Annotated in this window: 24 protein-coding genes and 2 pseudogenes; 13 read left to right on the forward strand and 13 right to left on the reverse strand. The window is 68.9% G+C overall.

Annotated features, from left to right (window positions below; genetic code table 11):
* Window positions 1–222, reverse strand: a 222-nt coding sequence (locus AC1DK4_RS12410; protein ID WP_477131558.1) for a hypothetical protein, incomplete at its 3' end; no start/stop codon positions are given.
* 71 nt (window positions 223–293) lie between these two features.
* Between AC1DK4_RS12410 and AC1DK4_RS12415 the strand changes: the two are divergent.
* Window positions 294–566, forward strand: a pseudogene (locus AC1DK4_RS12415) (DUF1177 family protein); the annotation flags it as partial.
* 139 nt (window positions 567–705) lie between these two features.
* Window positions 706–1,386 (forward strand): hypothetical protein, encoded by a 681-nt coding sequence (locus tag AC1DK4_RS12420; protein WP_441617308.1) that lies wholly within the window; start codon window positions 706–708, stop codon window positions 1,384–1,386.
* Window positions 1,387–1,399: 13 nt separating this feature from the next.
* Here AC1DK4_RS12420 and AC1DK4_RS12425 read toward each other — a convergent pair whose 3' ends face one another.
* Window positions 1,400–2,362: a DedA family protein/thiosulfate sulfurtransferase GlpE gene (locus AC1DK4_RS12425; RefSeq protein WP_441617381.1), complete on the reverse strand. Its 963-nt coding sequence runs from the start codon at window positions 2,360–2,362 to the stop codon at window positions 1,400–1,402.
* Between the two features lie 201 nt (window positions 2,363–2,563).
* Window positions 2,564–2,908, reverse strand: a complete 345-nt coding sequence (locus AC1DK4_RS12430) for a hypothetical protein (RefSeq protein WP_441617306.1) — start codon at window positions 2,906–2,908, stop codon at window positions 2,564–2,566.
* Between the two features lie 297 nt (window positions 2,909–3,205).
* On the opposite strand from AC1DK4_RS12430, the gene AC1DK4_RS12435 reads away from it, so the two are divergent.
* Both AC1DK4_RS12435 and AC1DK4_RS12440 read left to right on the forward strand, forming a co-directional pair.
* On the forward strand, window positions 3,206–3,730 hold the full coding sequence (locus tag AC1DK4_RS12435; RefSeq protein ID WP_441650108.1) for a cupin domain-containing protein: 525 nt from the start codon (window positions 3,206–3,208) through the stop codon (window positions 3,728–3,730).
* A 132-nt stretch (window positions 3,731–3,862) separates the two neighbouring features.
* A complete protein-coding gene (locus AC1DK4_RS12440; protein ID WP_441617302.1) occupies window positions 3,863–4,219 on the forward strand; it encodes a DUF1304 domain-containing protein in 357 nt (118 codons plus the stop codon).
* A gap of 4 nt (window positions 4,220–4,223) precedes the next feature.
* Here the strand turns inward: AC1DK4_RS12440 and AC1DK4_RS12445 are convergent, their stop codons facing one another.
* The gene (locus AC1DK4_RS12445; RefSeq protein ID WP_441650107.1) at window positions 4,224–4,730 is read right to left on the reverse strand and encodes a hypothetical protein; all 507 of its coding nucleotides are present in this window, start codon (window positions 4,728–4,730) and stop codon (window positions 4,224–4,226) included.
* A gap of 322 nt (window positions 4,731–5,052) precedes the next feature.
* Between AC1DK4_RS12445 and AC1DK4_RS12450 the strand changes: the two genes are divergently transcribed.
* The gene (locus tag AC1DK4_RS12450) at window positions 5,053–5,901 is read left to right on the forward strand and encodes an IclR family transcriptional regulator domain-containing protein (protein WP_441617298.1); all 849 of its coding nucleotides are present in this window, start codon (window positions 5,053–5,055) and stop codon (window positions 5,899–5,901) included.
* A 15-nt stretch (window positions 5,902–5,916) separates the two neighbouring features.
* Here the strand turns inward: AC1DK4_RS12450 and AC1DK4_RS12455 are convergent, their stop codons facing one another.
* From AC1DK4_RS12455 to AC1DK4_RS12465, 3 genes are all read right to left on the reverse strand, one after another.
* Window positions 5,917–7,053 carry an NAD(P)/FAD-dependent oxidoreductase gene (locus tag AC1DK4_RS12455; RefSeq protein WP_441650106.1) on the reverse strand — a complete coding sequence of 379 codons (1,137 nt, stop codon included), beginning with the start codon at window positions 7,051–7,053 and terminating at the stop codon, window positions 5,917–5,919.
* Between the two features lie 27 nt (window positions 7,054–7,080).
* Complete coding sequence (locus AC1DK4_RS12460; protein WP_441617294.1) at window positions 7,081–7,830, reverse strand: flagellar brake protein; 750 nt, start codon at window positions 7,828–7,830, stop codon at window positions 7,081–7,083.
* Between the two features lie 204 nt (window positions 7,831–8,034).
* Window positions 8,035–9,000: a LysR substrate-binding domain-containing protein gene (locus tag AC1DK4_RS12465; RefSeq protein ID WP_441650105.1), complete on the reverse strand. Its 966-nt coding sequence runs from the start codon at window positions 8,998–9,000 to the stop codon at window positions 8,035–8,037.
* A 180-nt stretch (window positions 9,001–9,180) separates the two neighbouring features.
* Here AC1DK4_RS12465 and AC1DK4_RS12470 point away from each other — a divergent pair, with 180 nt between their 5' ends.
* Window positions 9,181–9,819: a LysE family translocator gene (locus tag AC1DK4_RS12470; RefSeq protein WP_441650104.1), complete on the forward strand. Its 639-nt coding sequence runs from the start codon at window positions 9,181–9,183 to the stop codon at window positions 9,817–9,819.
* 21 nt (window positions 9,820–9,840) lie between these two features.
* Here AC1DK4_RS12470 and thpR read toward each other — a convergent pair whose 3' ends face one another.
* Together thpR and AC1DK4_RS12480 are read right to left on the reverse strand one after the other, a co-directional pair.
* The gene (gene thpR / locus AC1DK4_RS12475) at window positions 9,841–10,422 is read right to left on the reverse strand and encodes an RNA 2',3'-cyclic phosphodiesterase (RefSeq protein WP_441650103.1); all 582 of its coding nucleotides are present in this window, start codon (window positions 10,420–10,422) and stop codon (window positions 9,841–9,843) included.
* 36 nt (window positions 10,423–10,458) lie between these two features.
* The gene (locus tag AC1DK4_RS12480; protein WP_441650102.1) at window positions 10,459–11,373 is read right to left on the reverse strand and encodes a 2OG-Fe(II) oxygenase; all 915 of its coding nucleotides are present in this window, start codon (window positions 11,371–11,373) and stop codon (window positions 10,459–10,461) included.
* Window positions 11,374–11,735: 362 nt separating this feature from the next.
* Here AC1DK4_RS12480 and AC1DK4_RS12485 point away from each other — a divergent pair, with 362 nt between their 5' ends.
* The 3 genes from AC1DK4_RS12485 to AC1DK4_RS12495 all read left to right on the forward strand — a co-directional run bounded on the left by AC1DK4_RS12485 (window position 11,736) and on the right by AC1DK4_RS12495 (window position 16,065).
* A complete protein-coding gene (locus AC1DK4_RS12485; protein WP_441650101.1) occupies window positions 11,736–13,970 on the forward strand; it encodes an alkaline phosphatase family protein in 2,235 nt (744 codons plus the stop codon).
* An 89-nt stretch (window positions 13,971–14,059) separates the two neighbouring features.
* Window positions 14,060–15,421 (forward strand): cytochrome-c peroxidase, encoded by a 1,362-nt coding sequence (locus AC1DK4_RS12490; RefSeq protein WP_441650100.1) that lies wholly within the window; start codon window positions 14,060–14,062, stop codon window positions 15,419–15,421.
* Window positions 15,418–16,065 (forward strand): hypothetical protein, encoded by a 648-nt coding sequence (locus AC1DK4_RS12495; RefSeq protein WP_441650099.1) that lies wholly within the window; start codon window positions 15,418–15,420, stop codon window positions 16,063–16,065. The genes AC1DK4_RS12490 and AC1DK4_RS12495 overlap by 4 nt, the downstream gene beginning before the upstream one ends.
* A gap of 49 nt (window positions 16,066–16,114) precedes the next feature.
* On the opposite strand, the gene AC1DK4_RS12500 is transcribed toward AC1DK4_RS12495, so the two are convergent.
* From AC1DK4_RS12500 to AC1DK4_RS12510, 3 genes are all read right to left on the reverse strand, one after another.
* Window positions 16,115–17,581: a mechanosensitive ion channel family protein gene (locus tag AC1DK4_RS12500; protein WP_441650098.1), complete on the reverse strand. Its 1,467-nt coding sequence runs from the start codon at window positions 17,579–17,581 to the stop codon at window positions 16,115–16,117.
* 175 nt (window positions 17,582–17,756) lie between these two features.
* A complete protein-coding gene (locus tag AC1DK4_RS12505) occupies window positions 17,757–18,293 on the reverse strand; it encodes a methylated-DNA--[protein]-cysteine S-methyltransferase (protein WP_441617278.1) in 537 nt (178 codons plus the stop codon).
* Window positions 18,290–19,765, reverse strand: a complete 1,476-nt coding sequence (locus AC1DK4_RS12510; protein ID WP_441650111.1) for an AlkA N-terminal domain-containing protein — start codon at window positions 19,763–19,765, stop codon at window positions 18,290–18,292. The genes AC1DK4_RS12505 and AC1DK4_RS12510 overlap by 4 nt, the downstream gene beginning before the upstream one ends.
* A gap of 229 nt (window positions 19,766–19,994) precedes the next feature.
* On the opposite strand from AC1DK4_RS12510, the gene AC1DK4_RS12515 reads away from it, so the two are divergent.
* The 4 genes and pseudogenes from AC1DK4_RS12515 (at window position 19,995) to AC1DK4_RS12530 (ending at window position 25,152) form a co-directional block, all read left to right on the forward strand.
* The gene (locus tag AC1DK4_RS12515; protein WP_441650097.1) at window positions 19,995–22,832 is read left to right on the forward strand and encodes a M16 family metallopeptidase; all 2,838 of its coding nucleotides are present in this window, start codon (window positions 19,995–19,997) and stop codon (window positions 22,830–22,832) included.
* 147 nt (window positions 22,833–22,979) lie between these two features.
* Window positions 22,980–23,405, forward strand: a complete 426-nt coding sequence (locus AC1DK4_RS12520; RefSeq protein ID WP_441617274.1) for a PHA-granule associated protein 4 — start codon at window positions 22,980–22,982, stop codon at window positions 23,403–23,405.
* A gap of 159 nt (window positions 23,406–23,564) precedes the next feature.
* Window positions 23,565–23,681 (forward strand): annotated as a pseudogene (locus tag AC1DK4_RS12525) (Lrp/AsnC ligand binding domain-containing protein); the annotation flags it as partial.
* 160 nt (window positions 23,682–23,841) lie between these two features.
* On the forward strand, window positions 23,842–25,152 hold the full coding sequence (locus AC1DK4_RS12530) for an MFS family transporter (protein ID WP_441643344.1): 1,311 nt from the start codon (window positions 23,842–23,844) through the stop codon (window positions 25,150–25,152).
* Between the two features lie 69 nt (window positions 25,153–25,221).
* Here AC1DK4_RS12530 and AC1DK4_RS12535 read toward each other — a convergent pair whose 3' ends face one another.
* A complete protein-coding gene (locus tag AC1DK4_RS12535) occupies window positions 25,222–26,037 on the reverse strand; it encodes an ImmA/IrrE family metallo-endopeptidase (RefSeq protein WP_441650096.1) in 816 nt (271 codons plus the stop codon).
* Window positions 26,038–26,045: the final 8 nt, after the last annotated feature.

Here is a 26,045-nt window from a genome sequence, read left to right on the forward strand (position 1 = left end):
GTGCGGCGTGGCGCCGGCCAGCCCCGCCAGCGCCGGCGGCGGCGCCTTGGCCAGCGCCTGCATCACGCCCAGGCAGAAGGTGGCGCTGCGGATGCCTCCGCCGGACAGGGCCAGCGCCCAGTTGCCGTCGCCGTCGCGCATCCGCCTGGCGATACCGAGTTGCCGGCGCCGCCGCGCGATGCGCGCCGATTCGTCACCGGAAGGCTGGTCTTCGGCTGGCATGCGGCTCTCCCTCGCAGATACCCGCCCCAGTATAGGCAACGCCACCTTGTATCCAAGTCCGCACGCAGCCAGGCCTGTACCATTTCAACAGCATCATGCAGCCGCATGTGGCCACTTCCGCGCCGGTGGTGGGCGTGGCGCTGACCGCGCAATCGGTGGTCTCGGGCAGCGCCACCAGCGCCAACCACGAGATCGACATCGCCGAGGCGGTGCGCTTCTGCGTGGAAGTGGCCAAGCGCTTCGGCCAGGACAAGTGCCGCTTCTTCAACGCGGTGGAGTGGGACAAGATCCGCGCGATCTATCCCGACATGACGGCCTTCCAGCGCGCCGGCACGGCACGCTGAAGACCGGCGCCTGCCGGCGCGAGGCCGCGCTGGTGGCGCCGTGCGTGCGGCAGGCCACATGGAGGATGTTCAGAGCGCCCGCTTCAGTGTATGGTTGCGCACCTGACGCGGTCCCAGCCCCAGCGGCTATTCTTTTTGCATGAAGTCCTGCCTCAACGCCCCCGCCAGCGCGCCGCTGCTGCGCTGCCTGTCCATCCTCGCCGCCTGCGCCGCGCTGACGGCGCTGACGGGCTGCGAACGCGAGCAGCCGGCACCGGCTGCCCCGGCGGCGGCCGACGCCTCGACCGCGCGCGCCGACGATGCCGGCCAGCCCGACGACTCGCCCGCCTTCGCTCCGGCCCCGCTGGCGCGCCCGCTGGTGGCGCTGCGCGGGCTATCCAGCATGGCGGACGTGCAGGCTGCCTGGGGCAAGCCGCCCAATATCACGCCCAACCAGGAAGAATGCGGTACGGCACTCGACGAAGAGAACCTGGTGGACTACCGCTACCCGGACGCGCTGATCGAAGTGGGCCGCAGCGGCGACGCCGTGATCCGTTCCCTGCACGGCATTCCGGCGGGACTGACGCTCAAGCTCGAGGGCCACGACATCGCCGCGACCACGACGCTCAGCGAACTCAACTCGGCCCTGCGCAAGAACCCGCGCTGGAAAATGGCGGAGGCACCCGGCAAGGTGCGCAGCCCGGCCGACCGCGACGAAGACGATCCGCTCGAGCACCTCGCCTACACCACGCTGTACACGCTGGATGGCGACGGCGACCAGTACCGGCTGTATTTCCTTGGCGAGCGGCTGGTCGGGTACGCCTACTGGGTCGGCTGCTAGCGCAGGCGGATCGCTAGGACGTGCGCGGGGCGGGCTCCCGCGCGGCGAGGTCGTCCGCGGCGGACGCCGCGTCGTGCAGGCGTTTCCATTCGTCGAAGCCGCCGGCCAGCGCCCACGTGTTGAGATAGCCCGCGCCTTGCAGCCGCTCGGCCAGGATGGCGGCGGACACCTCGTTCGGACATGCGCAGTAGATGACGATCTCGACGTTGGCCGGATGGGTCGACAGCAGGTCCAGCGGCGCGTGCAGATCCATCGTCAGCGCACCGGGAATCCTTTCGATGGCTTCGGTGCGCACGTCCACCACCAGCGGGGAAGCGTCGCCCTGGCGCCGCGCCTCGAGCTCGCCCACCGTCATGCGGCGCACCAGGCGGGTCCGGCGCAGCAGCCGCACCCGCCGCACGAACTTGTACGCGACGAAGGCCGCGAAAGCGGCCAGCACCACCGCCACCGCCACCGGGCCATAGGTGCTGAAGGCAAGCAGGATGGCTTCCACGAAATCGGTAAACACCACGCCGATCAGCAGCGCCCCGCCGGCCCACACCAGCGCGCCCAGCGCATCGTAGAACAGGAATATCGCGAACGGCGTGGCGGTCATGCCCGCCATGGCGGTGGACAGCGCGCCGGCGCCCGGCAGCAGCTTGGAGAACACCAGGCTGCGCGGGCCCACGCGCAGATACAGCGACTGCGTCTGGCGGATGCAGCTGTCGGGGGAAATCGAGACGCGGCAGATGGTGCGCAGCATCGGCTGGCCCAGGCGCTTGCCGGCAAAGTACCACGCGGTATCTGCAATCAGGCAGGCCAGGATGACCGCCCCCAGCACCAGCCCGATCGACGGCCCGGTGTCGCGCATGCCGAGCGCCCCGGCCACGAACAGCATCGGCACGGCCGGCACCGGCAGCCCGGCCTGCTCGGCCAGCACATTGAGAAACACCAGCATCACGCCGTGGTTCTCAAGCAAGGTCTTCAATTCGCCCAAACTGCCCACGCCACTCTCCGCGCTTTTCTGCCCCTCAACTCAGGCGGCGCGGGCGGGATGCCCGCGCCGGCGGGCATAGGCGTAGTGTGCCACCATGGCGGCACCGTGCGGCGCAGAGTCTTGCATGGCGGCCTCAAAAACCCTGAATGAAGAGCCGCCGGCCAGCCGCTGCTGTCGCCGCGCGCATCGTCCCGATGCACCTCAGGCGTGGGCGCCGTCCTGGAACGTGTCGATCTTGCGTGCCGGGTCGGACGACACGCCGGTGCGATCCCAGCCGGCCAGCTTCTGCGCGCCATCGGAGTACGGGTCCGGCCTGCGCAGCTGGCTGGCGGACGCCACGGGGACGGGCGGCGCGGCGGGGTCGAGGCGCGCGCCGTCGCTGTACACGTCGAAGCGCGACGCGTGGAACGCGTGGAATACATAGCCATAGCGGTCGGCGGACACGGCGCTGTCCCTGGGGCCGGTGGCCTGCGCCGGGATCGCCAGCGTGGCGAGGCCCGCAAGTGCGGCAGACGTCATCAGGAGCTTCAGGCTGGGGGTCTTCATGATGCTCTCCTTCTTGGCGATCGGCGGATCGCAGTATTGCTAGCAAGGCGCAGCGCGTTGCGCTGTTCCGGCCACACGTGAATCGCGCGGTTGAAGACAGATACGCCGCGCGGCGCGCGGTGGATGCAGCCAATCGCGATGCCGGCGCGGGTCAGGCTTGCAGGTCAGGCTTGCAGGTCGATCCCGGCCGCGCCGGCCGGGCGCCGGACCAGCCTTCGCCGCTGACTTCTCCCCGGCCAGCAGGCATCATGTCGGCTATCCGTTTCCCGTCCCGCCTTGCCTGTCCCGGAGCCACGCATGCCCGCCCGACCCGCCCTGCAAGACCAACTGATCCAGCGCTTCGGCCTGCAGGCACATCCCGAAGGCGGCTACTACCGCGAGACCCATCGCGACACCGCGCGCGTGGCGCGCGAAGGCGGCCCGGCCGGCGTGGCCACGCACGCCGCGTCCACGGCGATCTACTACCTGCTGTGCGACGAGGCGTACTCCGCCTGGCATCGCATCCGCGCCGACGAGGTTTGGCACTTCTATGCGGGCTGCCCGCTGCATGTGCACGTGCTGGAAGCCGATGGCAGTCTCACCACGCACCGGCTAGGCGATGCGCTTGCGCATGAGGACACGGTGTTCCAGGCGGTAGTCAGGGCGGGTTGCTGGTTCGCCGCCGAGCGCAGCGATCCGGACGGATTCTCGCTGGTCGGCTGCACGGTGGCGCCCGGCTTCGAATTCAGCGAATTCGAGCTGGCCGACGCCGCCAGCCTGCAGAAGGCACACCCGCGCCACGCCGCGCTGATCGCGCGGCTCGCGCCTGCCGTGGCGGGCTGAACACGCGTGGCGGCGACGCCGGCGCCGAATACCCGCCGAATACCCGCCGAATACCCGCCGAATACCCGCAGAGTACCCGCCGGGTACCGGAACGATTCCCAACCCTGCCGTACTTTCCCGAGAGCCTTGGCTATGAAATGGTTGTCCCTCGCAGCGGTCGCGCTGGTGGCGCTGGAGCATGTCTACATCATGGTGCTGGAGATGTGCCTGTGGGACAAACCCCGCGGCATGCGCGCCTTCGGGCTAACGCAGGAATTCGCCACCGCGACCCGGGCGCTGGCGGCCAACCAGGGGCTCTACAACGGCTTCCTTGCCGCCGGGCTGCTGTGGGGCCTGGCCAGCGCGGCGGTGCCGGTGCAGTTGTTCTTCCTGGGCTGCGTGCTGGTGGCCGGCGTGTTCGGGGCCTGCACGGCGAGCCGGAAGATCCTGTGGATTCAGGCCGTGCCGGCGGCGGTGGCCATCGGACTGGTGCTGCTGGCCCGCGCCTGAAAGCTCAGTTCGGCCGGCGGTATGCGTTGTCGATCCACGCCGCCGCGCTGGCCTTGCTCAGCTTGAACGCGGGAGATACGCGCACCTGCGCCAGTTCCGCGCCGAGTTCGTCGCAGGCGCGCAGCACGGCGTAGGGATTGTCTTCGTCGGGCACGATATCGAGCGTCACGGCGATGCGGGCCGTGTCGGTATCCACCATCACGCTCTTGTGCAGCATGGCGTGGAGCTGCTGTTCGTGGCGGCGCAGCACCTCGGAGGCAGTCTTGACCAGGGTCGAGAACGCACCGGTGTCCAGCGGCTTGGGATTCTTCTTGTCCCGGCCCATGGTCCACGGGCCCACCAGGGCGGGCTCGGGCTCGCCGTCCTTGATCATGGCCACGGCCCAGCCGTCGTCGTCCTCGTTCTTGATCACGCGGGCGGTCCAGCCGTCGGCGCGCCACAGGCGGGCTTCCTGGATCTTCTCGGCGTCTTCCCCGGCTTGGTCTTGGGACAGTTCGGGCTGGTCGGTCATGGCGGCATCTGCATCGGAAACAAGGGCGCGATTCTACCCGTCCCGGCCCGTGCCGGCAGTGAGACGGATCCCATACATCGATCCCCTCAAAAGTTGTATTTAATGTCTGCGCACCGCGTCCTATGCTGGGAACGTCGCCGAGACCCCCGTCTTGATGACACCCCTTCGATGTCGCCGCCACCTTGGAACGGCGACGTTTTTTTGTGCGCAGGCGCCGCGCGTGGCACCAAAGCGGGGCCGGCGGCACAAGAAAAGCGCTGGCCGGGCGGGCCGAGGCAGTTTAAGATGCGCGATTATCGAACAACACGCGCGCACCCGCCCAATGGACGCCTCCATTCCCAGCAGCCCTGGCCAGGCACCGGCCGCCACTGTCCGCGTCGCCCGTCCCCAGGCCGACCTTCTCAACAGCTTCGCCGGCGACCCCAATTTCATGCTGTCGCTGGCGCGGGGCCTGAGCGTGCTCGAGGCCTTTTCGGAGCGTAAGCGCCCGCTCACCATCTCCCAGGTCGCGCAGCGCACCCAGCTGTCGCGAGCCTCGGTGCGGCGTTGCCTGTACACGCTGGAGCAGCTCGGCTACGTGAGCCAGCAAGGCGGGCAGTTCGCCCTGCGTCCGCGCGTGCTGCACCTGGGACATGCGTATTTCTCGTCCACGGCGCTGGTATCGCTGGCCCAGCCCATCCTCGACGGCCTGAGCGCGCGGATCCAGCAGACCTCCGCGCTGGCCATCCTCGACGACACCGACATCCTTTACCTGGTGCGCTCGGAAGTGCAGCGCGTACTCACTTATTCGCTCGGCATGGGCAGCCGGCTGCCGGCCTACTGCACCTCGATCGGGCGCCTGCTGCTGGCCCACCTGGCGGAGCCGGCGCTGGAAGATTACTTCGACCACGTCGACCTGCGCCCGCGCACCCTGCAGACCAAGATCTCCCGCCCCGAGCTGGAGGCCAGCTTCGCCAACGCGCGCGAGCTGGACTACATCATGGTGGACGAGGAACTGGAGCCGGGCCTGCGCGCCATCGCGGTGCCGGTGCGGGGGATTTCCGGCAGCGTGATGGCCGGCATCAGCGTCAGCATGAAGGCGACGCAGGTATCCGAGGCGGAGATGGTGTCGCGGCTGCTGCCGCCGATGCGCGAAGCCGCCGTGGCCATCGGCAAGCTGATTGCCGCCTGAGCGGCCCTGCACCGCCTAGCGGTGCAGGCGAGCCGGCCCGAGCATGGCCGCGTCGAGGCCGAAATCCACGATGCGCTGCGGCAGTGGCTTGCCCTGCACCAGCGCCGCGCAGGCCTCGCCCATCGCGGCCGAGGTCTGGATGCCGTAGCCGCCTTGCGCGGCCACCCAGAAAAAGCCCGGGGCCTGGTCGTCGAAGCCGCCCACCAGGTCGCCGTCGGCGACGAAGGAGCGCAGGCCGGCCCAGGTGCGGGCCGGGCGGCGGATTTCCAGCGTGGTCATGTCCTCGATATGGTGGATGCCCAGCGCGATATCCATTTCCTCGGGCTGCACGTCGTGCGGCGACACGGGGTCGGCATTGGCCGGCGAACCCAGCAGCATGCCGGCGTCCGGCTTGAGGTACCAGCTCTCGTCGAAGCACATGAACATCGGCCACCGGGCGATCTCCAGTCCCGCCGGCGGCGCGAACACGAAGGCCGAGCGGCGCTTGGGGGTGAGCCCCAGCGGCCTCGCGCCGGCCAGTCCCGCCACCACGTCGCACCAGGCGCCGGCCGCATTGACCACCACCGGGGCGCGCCAGGTACGCCCGCCCGCCTGCACTTCCCAGATGCCCTGGCTGCGTTCGATGGCGGTAACCTCTGCGTCGCAGACGAGGGTGCCGCCGCGCTGGCGCATGCCGCGCAGGTAGCCCTGGTGCAGGACATGTACGTCCATGTCGGCTGCGTCGGGCTCGAGCACGGCGCCCAGCACCTTCTCCCCGCGCAACACCGGCACCAGGGCGCAGGTGGCGTCGCGGTGCAGGCGCGCGGCGCGCGCGCCGAGCCTGCGCAAGCCGTCGAAATGCTGGTCCAGCTCGGCGCCCTCGCCGGGCTTGCCGATGGTCATGGCGCCGCGCGGGCTGAGCACGGGGTGTTCGGAAAAGCCTGCTGGCGGCGCATCGAAGAACGCGCGGCTGGCCATGGTGAGAGCGCGCACCTGCCGGGGGCCGTAGCTCTCCATGAAGAGCGCGGCTGAACGGCCTGTCGAGTGATAGCCGGGCTGCGCTTCGCGCTCGAGCACCACTACCCGTCCGGCCTGGGCCAGCCAGTAGGCCAGCGACGCGCCGGCAATACCGCCCCCGATAACGAGGAAATCCGCGCAACCCGTCTCTTCCATGCGCTGCCTCCTTGCGCCTGGCCGGTCCTAACCGCGGCTGGCGAGTTCCAGGGAAAACACCAGGCGCTGCAGGAAATTCTCCATGCGGCCGTCCAGGTTGGAGAAGGCGCAGCCGAAGTGGTGGATGGCGCTGTCGTCGCGTCCTGCCAGCCAGTGGCCGACTACCTGCAGGCTCAGATCGAGCTTGCCCAGCGGGCCGAAGTCCAGCTTCGCGCCGGCCACCGTGGTGCCGACCGGCAGGTGCGTGGCATCCACCGTCTTCGAGCGCAAGCCTACGCCTGAAAGCGACAGGTCGGCAATGTCGAGCTTGAGCGCGGCGCCGTCCGACATCTTGATGGTGCAGCCGTAGCCCTTGGTGACCAGCGTGCGCGCGCGGAAATGGCGGCGGCGCTGGAAGTGATACAGCTTCTCCGGGAACGGTGCGACAAACGCCGGGCCGCCCTGGAACTGGGTGGCTTCGGGCGTGCCGATCACGAAGTTCACGGGCACGCCGCGCAGCGAGGCGGAGAACGCGTTCTCGGGCGAGGCCAGCAAGGCCTGCCGCTCCGGCTCGGTGCGGCACCAGTCGAAGACAAAGGTGCGGTTGGCCGGATCGACATGCAGGACCGTGGTGACCATCTCGTGCGCGGTACGCGCCCGCACGTTGATGACGCACTTCTGCCAGGCGAGGTCGCGCAGCACGGTGCCGATCTGCGAGGAATGGGTAAGGCGATAGCGGTCGTCTGGCAACGCGCCCGCGTCTAGCTCGGATTGCTCCGGGGAATCTTGGAGACTCATGAAATCACGCAAACGTCTGTGAGAGGCCTGCGTCGCGCCAGACTGGCTTGCGACGGGAAAACGGGCTGGCCGCGAACATGGAGCGGGCGGCCAGCGCCGCATGTTAAGCGTGGCGCTGGTCGCTGCGCAAGCTCTTGTTCGGTCTACGGCGAAATGTGGCAAAACTTGAGCCAGACTTCCGTGGGGTAGCCCGCCGGGCCGCGTTCAGGCGTCGCCCGCGGCGCCGGGCCGGCCGGTGATGCCCGCCGCCCTGCGCGGGCGCGCAACCCCGCCAGGCGCGGTGGCGCGATGTGCCGGCACGGTCACCTTGGCCGGCTCGGCGCCCAGCGATGCCAGCGCCTCGCGGCACAACCAGTCGCGCACCGCGCGCCGCCGTTCGTCGCGCTCGAAGGCCACCGGCGAGAGCAGATGGTAGGAGGAGCCGTCCCGCACGAAGCCGTGCGGCGCGGCAATGCGGCCGTCGGCCATCTCGTCGGCCACCATCAGGCGCGAGGCGATGGCACAGCCGAGCCCGGCCGCGGCAGCCTGGATGCTCAGGTAGAAATGCTCATACCACGCGTCGGCGCCAAAGCGATGCCTGCCGCCGGCAGCCTGTGCCCAGCGCTGCCACGCGTCGGGGCGCGAGCGCGTGTGCAGGCGCGGCTGCCCGGCCAGGTTCGCGGTGCCGGCGCGGCACACCACGCCCACCCATTCCTCGGCCACCTCATGCGTATGCAGCTGCGCGCCGAAGCGGAAATCGTCGCGCCGCAGCGCGAGGTCCACGCCGCTGCGCGCGAAATCGAGCGGACCACCCGCGGCCATCAGGTGCAGCGTGATATCCGGATGCGCCTCGGCAAAGCGAGGCAGCCGCGGAATCAGCCAGCGCATGGCGATGGTGGGCTCGCACGACAACACCAGCGTCTGTTGCCGGCTCTGCGCGCGGATGCGGTCCACGGCGCCGGCCAGCAGCTCGAGCGACTGTGTGGCGGCCGCATGCAGGGCGTGCCCGGCCTCGGTCAGGAACACCGCGCGGTTGCGCCGCTCGAACAGCGCCACGCCGAGCGCGTCCTCGAGCTGGCGGATCTGCCGGCTGACCGCGCCGTGGGTCAGGTGCAGTTCGTCGGCGGCGCGCATGAAGCTCTGGTGCCGCGCCGCGGCCTCGAAGAAACGGATCCAGCCAAGCCAGTGCATGCGGCGCCCCAGTCAATGAGATACGTGAATTTTCCTGACGGAATTGCAGCAGTATAAATCGGTTGTGAGGGACCCGCCCGGCCGGGAGAATGGCGCAATTGCAGCAGTATTTCCTGCGCTTCCGGCTGCACGGGCCGTGCCTCGCGGCATGCCATCACCATCAGGTAACCTCACACGAATATGCACCCGTTCACCGAACTGCTGGCCGTCGCGACCATCACCGTGCTGGCCGTCATCAGCCCCGGCCCCGATTTCGCCATGGTGATGCGCAACAGCTACCTGCACGGCCGTCGCGCGGGCCTGCTCAGCGCACTGGGCATTGCGCTGGGCGTGCAGGTGCACGTGTTCTACACGATGTTCGGGGTGGCCCTGCTGATGGAACATGCCCACGGCCTGCTCGGCGTGGTCAAGGTGCTGGGGGCCGCCTACCTGGTCTGGATCGGCATCCAGACCTTGCGCAAGCGTGCTCCCGCCGCGGCTGCCGCGGCTGCCGATAGCGCGACCGCGGCGCCGGCGCTGTCGGCGAGCGCGGCGCTCAAGATGGGCTTTCTCACCAATGCGCTCAATCCCAAGACCACCTTGTTCGTGGTGAGCACCTATACGCAGGTGGTGGATGCGGGAACGCCGCTGCCGGTGCAGTTCGGCTACGGGCTGTTCATGTCGCTGGCGCACCTGGCGTGGTTCGGCCTGATCGCCTGCTGCTTCACCACGCCGGCGCTGCGCTGCGCCATGCAGCGCCGCCAGCGCCTGCTGGACCGCGTCATCGGCGGCGCACTGCTGGGACTCGGGCTGGCGCTGGGGCTCGGCAATCTCGCCTGAGATGCGCCGCCGGCCCGGGCCTCAGCCGGTGACGGCAAGCGCGTAGGCCCGCCGGCAGACATGCTGCGCGCCGCCGGGGCGCAGGTAGCTTTGGTAGAGCACGAAGCGCTCGACTGTAAGCGGCGCGCCGACCTGGTCCATCTGCGCGGCGCGCCATGCCCGCAGCGCGTTGTCCGGCACCGCTTGCATGCTGCGCGCGAGCGTGATGTGCGGCAGGAAGCCGGCATGCCGGCGGTGTGTGGAGGGTGGGGCCGGCGACTGTGCGCCGGCATCGCCGTCGCAGCCGGCCAGGGCATCCTCGACCGCCGCGTGAAGCGCATCGAGCGCGGCGCAGCGTGCGACGCCCGCCCACAGCACGCTCGCGCGGCGGCCACGAAAACATCCGGCCTGCTGCACGCTGAGCGCGAACGGCGTGCACGAGACTGCCTGCAGCGCCTGCTCGATGCATACCGCCGTGTCCTCGTCCCGCTCGCCAAGGAAGTGCAGCGTCAGGTGGACCTGATGCGGGGCTGCCAGGCGAACGCCCGCCACGCGCGGCACGCGCGCGAGCAACGCGTCTGCCAGCACCGCGGGAACTTCGATCGCCACGAACAGGCGTGCCATGCCATTCACCTCTTGTGCGCGCCCTGCCGCGCCGGGCTAGCCCGCCATCCTCTGCGGCGCGCCGCCGGCAGGCACGAAGCGCCGCTGCCGCATCCACTTGGTCACGACCCATTTCTCGCCGGCCTGCACCGGCGCGCCCGCGTGCAGCGTCCTGCCATCGAGCTGGTTGGCCGCATCGCAATATTCAAAGTACACCGCATTGCCCTTGCGCGGCGAAACCGCGAAGCCGATTTCGGGGAAGGCGGTCTCGCCACCGGCCGGCACGTCGTTGAGATACACCACCAGGGTGCTCACGCGCTGCCCGCTGCGCGCCAGCGAAGCCTGGTTGGCCGCGTTGGTCGGCATCAGGAAATCGTAGTGCGGCGTACTCTGCGCGCCCACCCCGTAGCGCAGCACCTGCAAGCCTTCGCCGTTCTCCACGGGCAGTTGCATCAGCGCGGCGATGCGCTGGTCGAGCCGCGCGACCAGCGCATTTTCCTGCAGGCGAAAGAACATGCCATGGCTGGAGCGGTCGTCGCTGACCACGGTGAAGCCGGTCGAGGGATCGACGGTGGTGGAAGGCGCCAGGCGCGGCTGCGCCATGGCCACCAGCGCATCGCATTCGTCGTGGCTCAACACGCCCTCGAGCACGGCGATCACCGGCCGGTCCATGCGCGACAGCACGCGCACGTCGCGATCGGCGGCGCGCAGCAGCGAACCCGGCCCCAGGCGCGCGCCGGGTGCCGCCGGCCTGGGCCGGGGCATGGTGATGCTGTCCTGCGGCGCGGGGCGGCCGTCGCGGCGCGCGCGCGCGAACGCTGCCACCAGTTCTCGCGCGACCAGCGCATCGTAGCCCTGCGCGCAGAGCGCCTGCGCCATCTTGTCTGGCGCCGCGCCGCGCTGCAGTCCCTGCGTGATCCAGTCGCGCAGCGCGGGGGGGAAATGGATGGTGGCAAGCGTGGTGTCTGACATGGCGGGCAGGTGGCGGGGAGGAAGCGAAATGGCGCCGCGAGTATGGCGCCACGGCGCCCATGTACGCAAATCACTACATACGGACATTAGCGCGTCACATAGTTTCAAATGAAATTAAATTGTCACTTAACGCCGATAGTATCCCGCCTGCCGCAACCTTGGCGTGGCGCGTAGCCCATTTTCCGCTCACCCGGCGGGGCCCGCGACCATGGCGACGGATGCATCCGTACGGCCTGTGAAGAGCGGGTGCGCATCGGCATCCGGCGCGCCTTCATGCAGATGCCACGGACGCGCCAGCCGGCATGTCGCGCAGGCTTGCCGGTGCCGGTTCCATCCTTGCCACAGTCCCCTCGAGGTCAACAATGAAGAAGAATGCAAGCCCACACCGCCTGATCCCCGCCGTCACGGCGCTTGCCGCCGCCGCCATGCTGGCGGCTTGCGGCAGCGACGGCACCGGCACCGCCAGCACCCCGGGCAGCGTCACGCCGACGCAATCCGCCGTGCAGGGCAGCGTGATCGGCGCGGCAGTGAAAAACCCCACCGGCGCGGCCAACTCCAGCGCCGCCGGTGGCGTCGACTACGCCTTGAGCACCACCGGCGTTGCCGTGTCGCAAACCTTCCAGCTCGTGGCCTACGGCAACGCCAAGGTGTGCGCGGACACCAACGGCAACGGCCTGTGCGACGGCGGCGAGGCCTCCACGCTGAGCGCGGCCGACGGCAGCTTCACGCTGCCCGCCGGCACCACCGGCAGCCTGGCCGCGGTGGTGGGCACCGACGCTACCTTTACCGATCCCAACACCGGCAGCAGCGCCAAGGTGGCGCAGAAGATGATCCTGCGCAGCGCGGGCGAGCAGAACGTGGCGGGCGCCAAGGTTGTGATCAGCCCGCTGTCGACCGAAGTCGTGCGCAATATGGAAGCCGGCAAGCAGTCCTTCGCCGACGCCAAGGCCGCGCTGGCCGGCCGCCTGAGCCTGCAGAACACCCCGGCGCTGCCGACCGACGTGACGGTGCAAGCGGACAGCGTGGTGGCCGACGTGGCCGCCGTGACCGACAGCCGAGCGCAGGCGGCGCTGCTGGGCGAGGCAAACATGCTGGCCAGCCGCTTCGCCCTGGCCAGCACCATCCTCGACCGCGGCTATGTCACCAGCGCGGCGACCGATGCCGTGCAGACGCTGCAAGTGGCGCAGGACAACGCCTTCAACCCCGAAGGCATCCCGCGCTATGACCACCTGTTCGTGGTGGTGTTCGAGAACCACAGCAACCAGACGGTCGACAGCGCCTCGTATCCCAATTTCTACAAATACCTCAACGTCGAAGGCAACAAGGCCTCGAACTACTTCTCCACCGGCAACCCCAGCGAGCCGAACTACATCTCGCTGGCCAGCGCCGACGACTGGGGCGTGGCCGACGACAATGCCTGGAATTGCCTGCCGGCCGGCGACACCGCCAACCAGCCGACCGACGCCTACATGCCGCTGGTCGCCTGCAACGGCGACACCAAGGTGCATAACCTGAAGGGCCGCCGCAATATGTTCACGGCGCTGTACAAGGCAGGCATCGGCACGCGCGTCTACAGCGAATCGATGGACCCGGGCCAGGACCCGCGCAAGGATGGCGCCGGCAATGTGGCCATCACCGCGGTCAACACCACCTCGGGGCTGGGCGCGACCGAACCGATGATCGCCAGCCTGTACAAGACCAAGCACCATCCGGCGGTGAACTTCGACGACGTGCGCACCCGCCCCGACTTCTTCAAGAACCTGAGCCGCACCGTGGGCGGCGGCCAGTGGGATGCAGCGATCGCAAGCTATGCCAAGGCGCACGGCATCACCTGGAACACGCACCAGTTCGAGGATGACCTGCTCAGCGGCGACATCGGCGCGCTGAACTACATCGTGCCCGACCAGTGCGATGACATCCACGGCACCGGCGTCGCGGTGGCCGACTGCGTGTCCGGCCCGACCGGCATCGCGCGCGGCGACAAGTACGCCAAGTACCTGGTCGAGACCATCAAGGCCTCGCCGGTCTGGAAGAACACCAACCGCCGCTCGGCCATCGTGCTGCTGTTCGACGAAGGCAGCAGCTTCTTCGGCAGCTCCTCGTGCTGCGGCTGGAACGTGGGCGGCGGCGCCACCAGCGGCGCGCCGCTGGGCGAAGGCATCACCACCGCGGTGCCGAAGTACAACGGCAGCAACAAGGGTGACGGTCCCACCATCTTCGCGGTGCTGACCAACCAGGCGAGCGCGCCCAAGGGCGTGGCGGATTCCGACTCCTACAGCCACTTCTCCTTCGTGCGCACCATGCAGGACATGTTCGCCCTGGCCGACCCGGGCGTGAATACGTCCTACATGAACCGCTCCAAGTACACGGAGTCGTACATCGCCGCCAACCTCGCCAGCCTGGCCGAATACTCGGGCAGCGCCGACACGCACTTCGACGCCGTGCGTCCGATGAACCACCGCTACGTGGTGAAGGCCGGCGACCGCCAGTCGGGCGGCGCCACGCCAGGCGCGGGCGGCAGCGGCCTGTTCAACAACGGCAACGTGGCCGCCGGCCCGGACACCACCCAGATCAACATCTGGGCTCAGCACTCGTAACGCGATGCGGGCCGCGCTGCGGCGCGGCCCCTTCCTTGTTCCCGCAACACCTTGACGGGCGCGCGGCGGTGACGCCGCGCGCCGCAACCATGCGCACTTCCCTCATCGCCGCCTGCCTGCTCGCCGCCGCCCTCGCGGCATGCAAGGACCGGCAGGTCACCAGCGGGGCCACGGCCCAGGCGACACCGGCACCGGCAACGGTCCAGGCCACGGCCTCGCAGACGCTCGCCCCGCCCGCACCGCTTTCGCTCGCCGCCCAGGCCGGCGCCAAGATGTTCTTCGATCCCGCGCTGTCCGGCTCGGGCAGGATGTCCTGCGCCAGCTGCCATGATCCGGCGCACGCCTACGGCCCGCCGAACAAGCTGGCGGTACAGCTCGGCGGCCGCGATCTCACGCTGGCCGGCACGCGCGCGGTGCCCACGCTGATGTACAAGGACTACACCAAGGCGTACTCCGATACCTACGAAAACCCGGACGCGATCAGCCCGCCCGGACCCGGCGGCGGCTTTGCCTGGGACGGGCGCGCCGACACGCTGGCCGCGCAGGCCGCGATTCCGCTGCTGGCACCCAACGAGATGGCCAACGACAGCCCGGCCGCGGTGGTGGAAGCCATCCGCCACGCGCCCTACGCTGCGCTGTTCCGCCAGGCCTTCGGCGCCGATGCGCTCGACCAGCCCGAACGCGCCTTCGCACTGGCGGGCGCCGCGCTGCAGGCCTTCCAGGTCGAGGACAAGAGCTTCCATCCGTACAGCAGCAAGTTCGACCGCTACCGCAACAACAAGACCGGCGGCACGCTGACCGAAGCCGAGGCACGCGGCCTGCGCGTGTTCCTGGACCCAAAGAAGGGCAACTGCATGGCCTGCCACCTGCTCGGCGGCGGCAACGACGGCAGCCTGGACATCACCAGCGACTACTCGTTCGCCGCCATCGGCGTGCCGCGCAACAAGGACATCCCGGCCAACGCCGATCCCGCGCATTTCGACCTGGGCCTGTGCGGACCGCTGCGCACCGACCACCTTCCGGGCAAGGGCAAGGGCAAGGGCAAGGGCAAGGATGCCGCGAGCGGTTGCGGCATGTTCAAGACACCGGTCCTGCGCAACATCGCCACGCGCCACGTATTCATGCACAACGGCGTGTTCAAGTCACTCGAAGACGTAGTCAAGTTCTACAACACGCGCGATACCCGGCCCGAGCTGTGGTACCCCAGGGACGCCCGCGGCAAGGTGCGCAAGTTCGACGACCTGCCCGCGCGCTACCGCGCCAACCTGGACGACCAGATGCCGCTGGACCAGCGCCGCGCCGGCAGCAAGCCGCCCATGACCGACGCGGAAATGGCGGACCTGCTCAAGTTCCTCGCCACGCTGACCGACGGCTACGACCCCGCGCGCGCCGCCACGCCGGCCGCCGCGCCGGCCACCACGCCGGCCACCACTACCCAGGCTTCACGATGAACATCTCCTCCCGGCCCGCGCACGCGATCGCCTGCGCCCTGTCACTCACGCTGCTGGCCGCCTGCCAGCAAGCCTCCGACCCGAGCGAGCGCAATTTCGGCGCGGCGCTGCAGCAGTATTTCGAAGGGCACGGCGAGCTGTGCATCGGCCGCCACCTGTGGCCCGTGGACGTACCCGATACGCCTGCTGCGAGCGGATTGCGCGACGGCATCCAGATGCCGGCGCTGGAACGTGCCGGCCTGGTCGCGCACACGCCGGCGGAAATGACCTTGCATCACCAGGACGGCAGCAGCGAGACCGTGAAGGCGCGCCGCTACCAGCTGACCGACAAGGGCCGCGAGTATTTCCGCGAACACCCCCAGGTCAGCACCGCGCAGGCCGGCGCCGCGCAGGCCGATCTCTGCTACGGCAAGATCAGCCTGGCGCGCGTGCTCGACTGGGAACCGCCGCGCGCCGGCGAGGGCGCGCGGCCGCGGCAAACCACCACGGTGCGCTATACCTACGTCATCGATGCCGCGCCATGGACGCGCGAGCCCGCCGTCCAGCAAGCCTTTCCGGTGCTGGCGCGGGTGGTGAAGGGCAGCGGCAGCATGCCGCTCACGCAGGCGCTAACGCTGACCGACGCAGGCTGGGCAGTGCAATAGCCGGATGCGGCTATCGCGCCGGCAATCGCGCCGGCAATCGCGCGTCACTTCATGCCATATCGTGCAGGGCATGCATTTTTGCCTGCAGCCACTGCAGGATGCTGGTCTTCTGTGCTTCCGGCGCGACTCGCATCTTCGCCAGCGTATCGTTCGATTCCTTGCGCTGGGAGAGCAGGTTGCACATCCTCGACCCCACTTCCGGGCGCGCCTGGAGAATCGGCGTGAGATCCGTCTTCTCCAGCCGGTAGAGCACTACGCTGGTGATGGCCTCGATGGTGACTTGCATGGGAATGCCGGCGAGCACGCCGAACTCCCCGAAGGTATCGCCGGGGCCGAGCCGCGCGGTCTCGACGCGCTCGCCCCCCCGGTTCGCCGTCACGGAGAGCACGCCGGCGTCCACCAGCAGGAGGTAGTCGGTGATATCGGTACTCGCGACGACCTCCTGTCCTGACTCGTATTCATGCCGCGACAGGCGCTTGGCCAGACGCGAAAGCTCATCCGCATCGAGCTCCTGGAAGATGTTCACCGTGGAGAGCAGCCGCAGGCGACGGTCGGAAGCGGAAGGCGGCTTGCTGTAGGTGGTGGCCAGCGAGCGCAGGTCGATGCCGGCGGAAGCCAGGTGTCGGTATGCGAGATCGAAGAGCTGGTTCGCCGCGGTTGCCTTGCTCGCCAGGGAGGCCACGTAGCACGTCATCTCGTACTCGATCGCGTTCGTGTTCATGCGCTTGACCATGACGGATGGCTCCGGCTTCGGCAGTGCCACCCGGCAGCCCCTGATGGCACGTTCAAGCGCATCGAGGATCAGTTGCGGGCGCGCCTCCGGTGTCACCTCGATGATCACGTTGACGCCATGAAGCTCCGAAGGCCGGCTGAAGTTGGTGATCTTGGCGCGCGCGGTTGCGTTGTTGGGAATGACGATCAGGTTGCCTTGCGCGCTCAGCAGATGGGTGGCGCGCCAGTTGATCTCGAGCACCTTCCCGTCGACGCCATCGATGGATACCAGGTCGCCAAGGTGGTAGGGCTGGGTGGTGTTGAGGACAAGGCCGGAGAACACGTCGCTCAAGGTGCTCTGGATGGCCAGCCCGACAATGATCGCCAGCGCCCCCGATGTCGCCAGCAGGCCGCTCACCGGAAGCTCCAGCACATAGGCAACGGCGGCGACGGCGGCGGCAACGAAGATCAGCGCGCCGAGAACGTCCTGGAAGAGGCGCTCGCCTTGCCAGGCCTTGGGCAGGAACAGGGCGCCCGAGAGCGCCGCGAGGACCCGGGCGCCGAGCAGCCACCAGGTGATCTCCAGCGCCTGCGCGAGAAAATGCCGGACTGGCTGGTCAGGCCACGGAGCGGCATCGAGCGGGACCATGCCGCCCCGGAACAGGACGATGGTCAGGAGCGCGAAGATGGCCAGACGGACGAAGAGGCGCAGCCTTTGGCGTTCGGCGCGGATAAGGCGCCAGGCGAGAATATCGCAGACGACGATACCCAGCCCAAGGAACAGCGGATCCAGCCGATATGCCATGGTGAGCCACCCCTGCCGAGATTCGAAACCACGCTCCGCTGAAGCCAGCCGGTGGCTTCAATCGATTCGGCCCTCGCATGGTTGCCCGGGCAACTTGCCGGCCAGGCCACTTCCGGGTCCGCTCCCTATCGTACAGGAGCGGAAATACCGGCGAAAGGCGGCGGCGGCCTGCCGCTCATTCGAACGCCAGCGCTGACTGGCGCAGGATGGGCAGGGCAGCCGCGGCGGCGGTGCCCTCGAGGCGCAGCAGCGCGCGCTTGCGGTCGGTGCCGCCGGCGTAGCCGGTGAGGTCTCCGCTGGCGCCGAGCACGCGGTGGCATGGCACGATCACCGACAGCGGATTGCGTCCCACCGCGCCCCCGACCGCGCGCGCATGCGTGGGTGGCAGGCCCAGGCCCGCGGCTAGTTCGCCGTACGAGAGCGTCTCGCCGAACGGGATCGCGCGCAGCGCGTCCCAGACCGAGCGCTGGAAAGCGCTGCCGGCCAGCACCATGGGCACGGTGAATGCCTGCAGCCGTTCGGCGAAGTAGTCGTCCAGTTCGTCGGCGGCCTGCTCGAAGACGGCCTTGGCCGCGGCCGGCACGATCGCGGCCGGAGTGGCCGTCGCGGGATAATGCTTCTGCCCGGCAAAGAAGAGCCCGCTCAGGCGCGCCCCGTCGGCGCGCAGCAGCACCTCGCCCAGCGGGCTGGGGATAATGCGATAGGCAATCATGGCGTGGCCTTCTCCTTGTCTCTCGACTCTTGTTCCTTGCGCTCTTCATAGCGCCGCCACAGATGGATGGCGGCGTAGGCGCGCCAGGGCGCCCACTGCGCAACGTGTTCGTTCATGGCACGCACGGTAGCAATGCCGAGCACCTTGCGCAAGGCGTAGTCGGTACCGGGGAATGCGTCAGGCCAGCCCAGCGCGCGCATGGCCACGTATTGCGCGGTCCAGTCGCCCACCCCTTCGATCGCGCACAGGCCCGCGATGGCGTCCTCGGGCGCGGCACTCGGTTCGAGCTTCAGCTCGCCCGCCGCCACGCGGCTGGCGATGGCGTGAATCGCCCGGCCCTTGGCCAGCGGGATGCCGATCTCGCGCAACGCTTCGGGCGCCACCAGCGCCAGCGCGGCAGCGCCTGGAAAGCCGTAGCGCAGGCCCGGCAGCGGCTGCGCCAGCGCGGGGCCGTGGTGCTCTGCCAGCCGCGCCAGCAAGGTGCGCGCATGCTTGACCGAAATCACCTGCCCGACCACCGCGCGCACGGCGATCTCGAAACCGTCCACCGCGCCGGGAAGGCGCATGCCGGGGGCTTGCGCCGCGAGCGGCCCCAGGTGCTGGTCCACCACATCGGGACGACAGCCGAGGTCGCACAGGCGGCGCACGCGACCCAGCGCTTGCGGGATGACGTGCGCCAGCGAGCCGGACAGCGTCACGCGGATCACGTGGCGGCGCGCTACATGTTCGAGCCGCAGCCAGCCAAGATGGGTGCGGCCGCCGACGTCGATGGCCAGCGTGCGCGCGTAGGTGCCGTCGCCGAGCTGCTCGACGCCGTCCACCGCCCGCACGCCGATGAACTGCAGCCACGACGCCCATGCCAGCGGCGGGCGGTAGCCCAGCTCGAACACCAGTTCGTCGGCCATGTTGTCGGCAGCGCGCTTGCGCATCGCCAGCGGCGTGAGCCCGTAGCGCGTCTTGAGCACGTCGTTGAAACGCCGCACGCTGCCAAAGCCGGCGGCGTGCGCCACGTCGGTCACCGTCAGCGCGGTATCGGTCAGCAGGCGCTTGGCCAGCAGCAGCCGCTGGGTCTGCGCGTACTCCAGCACCGAGACCCCGAACTGGGCGTCGAACAGCCGCCGCAGATGGCGCTCGGTGACGCCGATGCGCGCGGCCAGCGCGGCCACGCCGGCATCGGCCATGAAGCCGTCATCGATCAGCGTGGCCGCCGCCTGTGCCAGCCGCCCGGACAGATCGGACAAGCCGTGCCCCGGCGCCAGTTCGGGCCGGCAGCGCAGGCAGGGCCGGAAGCCGCGCTTCTCGGCCGCGGCGGCGGTCTCGTAGAAGGTGCAGTTCTCGCGCTTGGGCGTGCGCACCGCGCACACGGGGCGACAGTACACCCCGGTGGACGACACGCCGACAAAGAAGCGTCCGTCGAAGCGGCGGTCGTGCGAGGCCACGGCCTTGTAGCAGGTGTCCGGATCGAGTTTCATAGGGTGCATGCTACTCCGTCGGCGGCACCGGACTGGCTGGATTCGGACATTTGCCCCGGCACTCGCGGGTGCCGGCGGCATGCGGAAATGTCGGAAAGCGCGACGGCATGCCGCCACAGGGCGCGGCAACGGCTAGAATCGGCCTCCGGACCTTCCTTGCCGCAGGTGGCGCAGCCTGTTCCTGCCGTCCGCCCGCGCCGGAGCAAACCCATTCCAAGCCGAATTCCGCATGCGTCTTATCCTCAAGCGCCTCACCTGCCTGCTGGCCCTGGCCTTCAGCGTCTCCACGCCTGCTGCTCCCGCCGGCACGCAGCCTGCCGCGGCAACCCCGGCCCAGGTAGCCAGCGCCGAGGGCATCACCGAGTACCGCCTGCCCAACGGCCTGCGCGTGCTGCTGGCGCCCGACGACGCCCAGCCGGTGACCACCGTCAACATGACTTACCTGGTGGGCAGCCGCCACGAGAACTACGGCGAGACCGGCATGGCGCATTTGCTCGAGCACTTGCTGTTCAAGGGCACGCCGGCCTTGCCCGGCAACACCATCGCGCAGGAACTCACGCGCCGCGGCATGCAGTTCAACGGCACCACCGGCTTCGACCGCACCAATTACTTCGAGAGCTTCTCCGCCAGCGAGGAGAACCTGGACTGGGCGCTGAAGATGGAAGCGGACCGCATGGTCAACAGCTTCATCGCGCGCGAGGCGCTCGACAGCGAGATGACGGTGGTGCGCAACGAGATGGAGCGCTCCGAGAACGAACCCGGCGCCATGCTCGCGCAGCAGATGCGCGCGGCGGCCTACCGCTGGCACAACTATGGCAAGGCGCCGATCGGTGCGCGCAGCGACGTGGAGCATGTCTCCATCGGCAACCTGCAGGCCTTCTACCGTCGCTACTACCAGCCCGACAACGCGGTGCTGGTGGTGGCAGGCAAGTTCGACGTGCCCGCCACGCTGGCCCGCATCGGCACGTTTTTCGGCGCGATCCCGAAGCCGGCGCGCACGCTGCCGGCGGAGTACACCGTGGAGCCGCCGCAGGAAGGCGCGCGCGAGATCACCCTGCGCCGCAAGGGTGACGCGCAGATGGTGGCGATTCAGTACCACATCGCGCCGGGCGCGCACCCGGATGCCGTGGCGATGCAACTGCTGGCCGACATCCTGACCGACGGGGCGGGCGGCCGCCTGTACAAGGCGCTGGTCGAAAGCGGCAAGGCCAACTGGCAGTCGGGCTCGGTGTCGGCCATGCGCGATCCCGGCTCGGTGCTGTTCGCCGCGGGCCTGGGCAAGACGCAGGATCTCGAGGCCGCGCAGCGGGCATTGCTGGCGCAGGTGGAGGGCTTTGCCGAACGGCCGGTGACCCAGGCGGAACTGGAGCGCGCCCGCACCCGGCTGCTCAATGCCTACGAGCGCCTGCTGGAGAACCCCTCCGGCTACGCCGTGGCCTTGTCCGATGCCATCGCCAAGGGCGACTGGCGCCTGCTGCTGATCGCGCGCGACCAGGCCGGGCGCGTCACCCTGGACGACCTGCAGCGCGTGGCGCAGAACTACCTGCGCCCAAGCAACCGCACGCTCGGCCGCTTTATCCCCGTCGACATGCCCGGCGAGACCGCCACGGCCGCGCTGGCGCCCGCCGCCATGCCCGCCGCGCCGGATGTCGCCGCCATGGTGGCGGGCTTCCAGGCCAAGCCGGCCAGGGCCGCGGTGGCGGCCTTCGACCCGAGCCCGGAGAATATCGAAGCGCACACGCTGCGCGGCAAGCTCGCCAACGGCATGCAGTTCGCCCTGCTGCCCAAGCCCAGCCGCGGACAGACCGTGAGCGGCCGGGTGGTCCTGCGCACGGGCGAGCTGAGTAGCCTGCAGGGCCTCGACGCCACGGGCGACATCACGGCCGCCATGCTGATGCGGGGCACGGTCACGATGGACCGGCAACAGATCTCCGACCGGCTGGCCGCGCTCAAGGCCTCRGTGTCGCTGCAGGGCGATGCGGAGGGTGTCACGGTGCGCTTCGAGGCGCGGCGCGACACGCTGGCGCAGACGCTGGCACTGATCCGCGACGTGCTGCGCGAGCCCAGCCTGCCTGTCGCCGAGTTCGAGACCCTGCGCGCCAACGCCATCGCCGGCATCGAAGGCGGGCTGGGGCGCCCGGAAACGCTCGCTTCGCTCGCGCTGGGGCGGCACGGCAATCCCTACCCTGCCGGGGATCCCCGTTACGTGGCCACGCCGCAGGAAGACATCGCCGCCCTCAGGCGACTGACGCTCGACGAGGTCCGCGCCTTCCACGCGCGCTTCTACGGGGCCGGCGACGGCCAGGTCACGCTGGTCGGCGATTTCGACCAGCCGGCCGCCCGCGCCCAGCTGGCCAGCCTGTTCGGCGACTGGCGCGCACAGGCGCCGTATGCACGCATCGCGCGGCCGTTCGTGGCGCTGCCGCCGGCGAGCCTCACGCGCGAGACAACGGGCAAGGCCAACGCCGTGTATCTGGCCGCGCTGCCGGTGGAGCTGACCAGCGACGCCCCCGACTATCCGGCCCTGGTGATCGCCAACCGCGTCTTCGGCGGCAACCCGCTCAAGAGCCGGCTGGCCGACCGCCTGCGCCAGCAGGACGGAATCAGCTACAGTGTGGGCAGCTTCGTTCAGGTTGGCGCGCTCGATACCAATGGGCGCCTCGGCATGCAAGCGGCGTATGCGCCGCAAAACCTCGACAAGCTCAAGCGGGGCGTCGCGGAAGAACTGGCTCGGCTGACGGCCCAAGGCATCACGCCGGAGGAACTGGCGCAGGCCAGGAGCGGCCTGTTGCAGCAAGGCGCGCTCGCGCGCACCAGCGACTCGGCCCTGGCCGGCACGCTGGCCGGCCAGCTGTTTCTCGGGCGCACCATGCGCTATGTCACGGAGTTCGAGCAAGCTATCGCCACGGCGAGCGTCGAGCAGGTCAACGCCGCGATCCGCAAGTATGTGGATCCGGCCAGGGTGGTCCAGGTATACGCAGGAGATTTTTCTGTCACGGCAGCGCAAGATGGCGCAGCCACCATAAAGGCAGGCAACACCCCTGCGGTAGCAACGCCATCCCCCTGAAACCGCGAGAGTGGAGGAAAATGGAGGTTGCCCGGGTGTCGCAGGACGCCCGCGGTGCGGCAGCGTGGCCGGCCGGGGGGCGACCCCTTGCCGCAACAGCGCGTTGACTGTATATTCGTACAGTATAAGTTGATATAAGAGGTGTGGATGTCAATAGTGCGAGCTAGCAGCAAGGCAGAAGCGCTTCGGCTTCTCGCATCGAAAGATGTGCTGGCCCTTGAGCTGGACTATGAGACCGGATGGCAGGACGCCGTCGAACTGGGCCGGCTCGGAGAGAAACGCGGCATTAAAGTGCAGTACCGGGGACAGGAAAGCATCGCTGTCCATTCGCGCGAAGCCCTGATCGAAGGGCTTGCCAAAACCAAGACTACCTTCCGCCAACGCAACCTGTATTGCCAGTTCGACCTCGGCACGCTGGCCGATCACGAACTGCTCGATCTCGAAGCCAAGGCCACCCGACTGGGCGACTATATCCTGGCAGGCCATCTGCTGAGGGATGTGGACGGCGTTTGGCCGCAGGAAGCACAGGATGCGCAGGAGCCGCGCCAGGAATCGCGGCAAGAACCGCAGTAAATCCGCGGAAAGACAGGCGGCAAGCGATACGCGCGGCATTGCGCGCGATCACCCGGGAGGCCCTCATTCGCGCGACGCCCGCAGGCATYGCGCGACAGGCGCGTGCCCCCGGCGTGCGCGGCGTTCGTGCGCCGCCCAGGTATTCCCTCCCCTTCAGCCGTGCCGGACCGCCCCGCGCCCATATCCTTCGCGGGCTTCGAAAAGGCCGCGCAGAACGTCCCGGGCTGCATGGAATGTCACGTCGTGACAGGAGAGTTCGACTACTTCATGGTGCTCTAGCAGGTCCTGTCGACCACGCAGATTCCGCTCCGAATGCACCTTTGCGCACACCGCCGCAGAGCCGGCGCAATCGCACTACACTGGAAACCTGCGTGCCTGCCCGGCCCCGCGGCCGTCTTCAGCGCGGGGCCTCAGGACGAAAAGCAAGAGGCAAACCATGACCGACCTGTCCGCCCCCGCCCTGAACGCCCCCCCGACTGCCGAAGAAAAACGCAAGCGCATCTACGCCATCGTCGCCGCCTCGTCAGGCAACCTGGTCGAGTGGTTCGACTTCTATGTCTACGCGTTCTGCGCGATCTATTTTGCCGGGTCCTTCTTCCCCAAATCCGATCCCACCGCGCAACTGCTCAACACCGCAGGCGTGTTTGCCGCCGGCTTCCTGATGCGGCCGATCGGGGGTTGGATATTCGGGCGCATCGCCGACCGGCATGGCCGCAAGAACTCGCTGCTGATCTCGGTGCTGATGATGTGCTGCGGCTCGCTGCTGATCGCCAGCCTGCCGACCTACAACACCATCGGGGCGTGGGCGCCCGCGCTGCTGCTGGTGGCGCGCCTGCTGCAAGGCCTTTCGGTGGGCGGTGAGTACGGCACCACCGCAACCTATATGAGCGAAGTCGCGCTCAAGGGCCAGCGCGGTTTCTATTCTTCGTTCCAGTACGTCACGCTGATCGGCGGCCAGTTGCTGGCCGTGCTGGTGGTCGTGCTGCTGCAGCAGTTCCTCGACGAGCAGGAGCTCAAATCCTGGGGCTGGCGCATTCCCTTCGTGATCGGCGCGATCACCGCCATCGTCGCGCTCTTCCTGCGCCGCACGCTGCATGAAACCACCTCTGCCGCCACGCGCGCAAGCAAGGAGGCCGGCACGCTGACCGAGCTGTTCCGCCATCACAAGGCAGCCTTCTTCACGGTGCTCGGCTACACCGCGGGCGGTTCGCTGATCTTCTATACGTTCACCACGTACATGCAGAAGTACCTGGTCAACACGGCCGGCATGTCGATCAAGACAGCCAGCTACGTGATGACCGGCTGCCTGTTCGTGTATATGTGCATGCAGCCGGTCTTCGGCATGCTGTCGGACCGCATCGGGCGGCGCAACAACATGCTGATGTTCGGCGCGCTGGGCGCGCTGGCCACGGTGCCGGTGATGACGGCGCTCAAGAGCGTGCACAGCCCCTTCGCCGCCTTCGTGCTGATCTGCATCGCGCTGGCGATCGTCAGTCTCTACACCTCCATCAGCGGCATCGTGAAGGCGGAGATGTTCCCCACCGAGATCCGGGCGCTGGGCGTGGGGCTAGCGTATGCGGTGGCCAATGCCGTGTTCGGCGGCTCGGCCGAGTACGTTGCACTGGACCTCAAATCGCTCGGCCACGAATCGAGCTTCTATTGGTACGTGACGGTGATGATGGTGATCGTGTTCCTTGTCGCCTTCCGCCTGCCGCGGCAGGCGAAGTACCTGCACCACGAACACTGACGCGCCCGCGCGCGCGTCCACGGACCCTCGCGCGCATTGCCGGGCGGGGGCCCGGCCCGCGTTGCGCGGCTAGCGCGGAAACGCCGCAGGCCTGCGCGACTGCCCGCGCACGGCGGCATGCCTGGGCCAGATGGACAGGCCGATGCCGATGCCATCCGCAAGCACCATGCGCGTGCCGCCCAGCCGCTCGGCGCACAGGCCGAACGCGGTTTCGCTGGCCCAGCTGCCCAGCCTGCGGCCCTGATGCTCGAGCGTAAGCACCGCCTTTTGCGCGGTATAGGACAGCCAGCGCCGCGCCACATGCGTCAATGGCAGGCCAAGGCGGCCGGCCAGCGCGGCCAGCGCGTCGAGGTCGACCGCGCCGGGCAAGGTGCGGCGGCACACGTCGAGCGGCATCAGCAGGCGGCCGGCGAAGGCATAGGCCTGGCCGCCCGCCGATTCGTCGTCGGGCATGGCCATCAGCGCCTCGTTGGCGCACTCGACGAAATCCAGGTCGGTGCCGCCCAGCAGATGCCTGCCGAGCAGGTAGGCAATCATGAAGCGCGCGTCCGGCGCGGCCAGGCGGTCGCTGTAGAGAATGGTCCAGGCACGGGCGCCAGTGCGATAGAGCGCGCCGTCGAAGCTCTGCAGCCGGCTCGGCTGTACGGAGCACACCTGATCGGCGCGGTGCAGCGCGCGGCCGGCGCCAAGCGCCAGGCGAATGCAGTCGAGCGGCGCGTCCGCCGGCTGCAGGGCGGCCATCAGCGCTTCGATGATGGGATAGCACGGCGCGCTGCCGGGCCCCGCATTGTCATTGGCGGCCAGGAGCGCATGGCGGCCGGGCGTATTGCCCGCTGCCACAAGGTCGGGGCTGCGCGCGGGCACGCCGGAAGCGACGAATGCCATCGTGGGTG

The organism is Cupriavidus sp. 05N38, assembly GCF_056397345.1.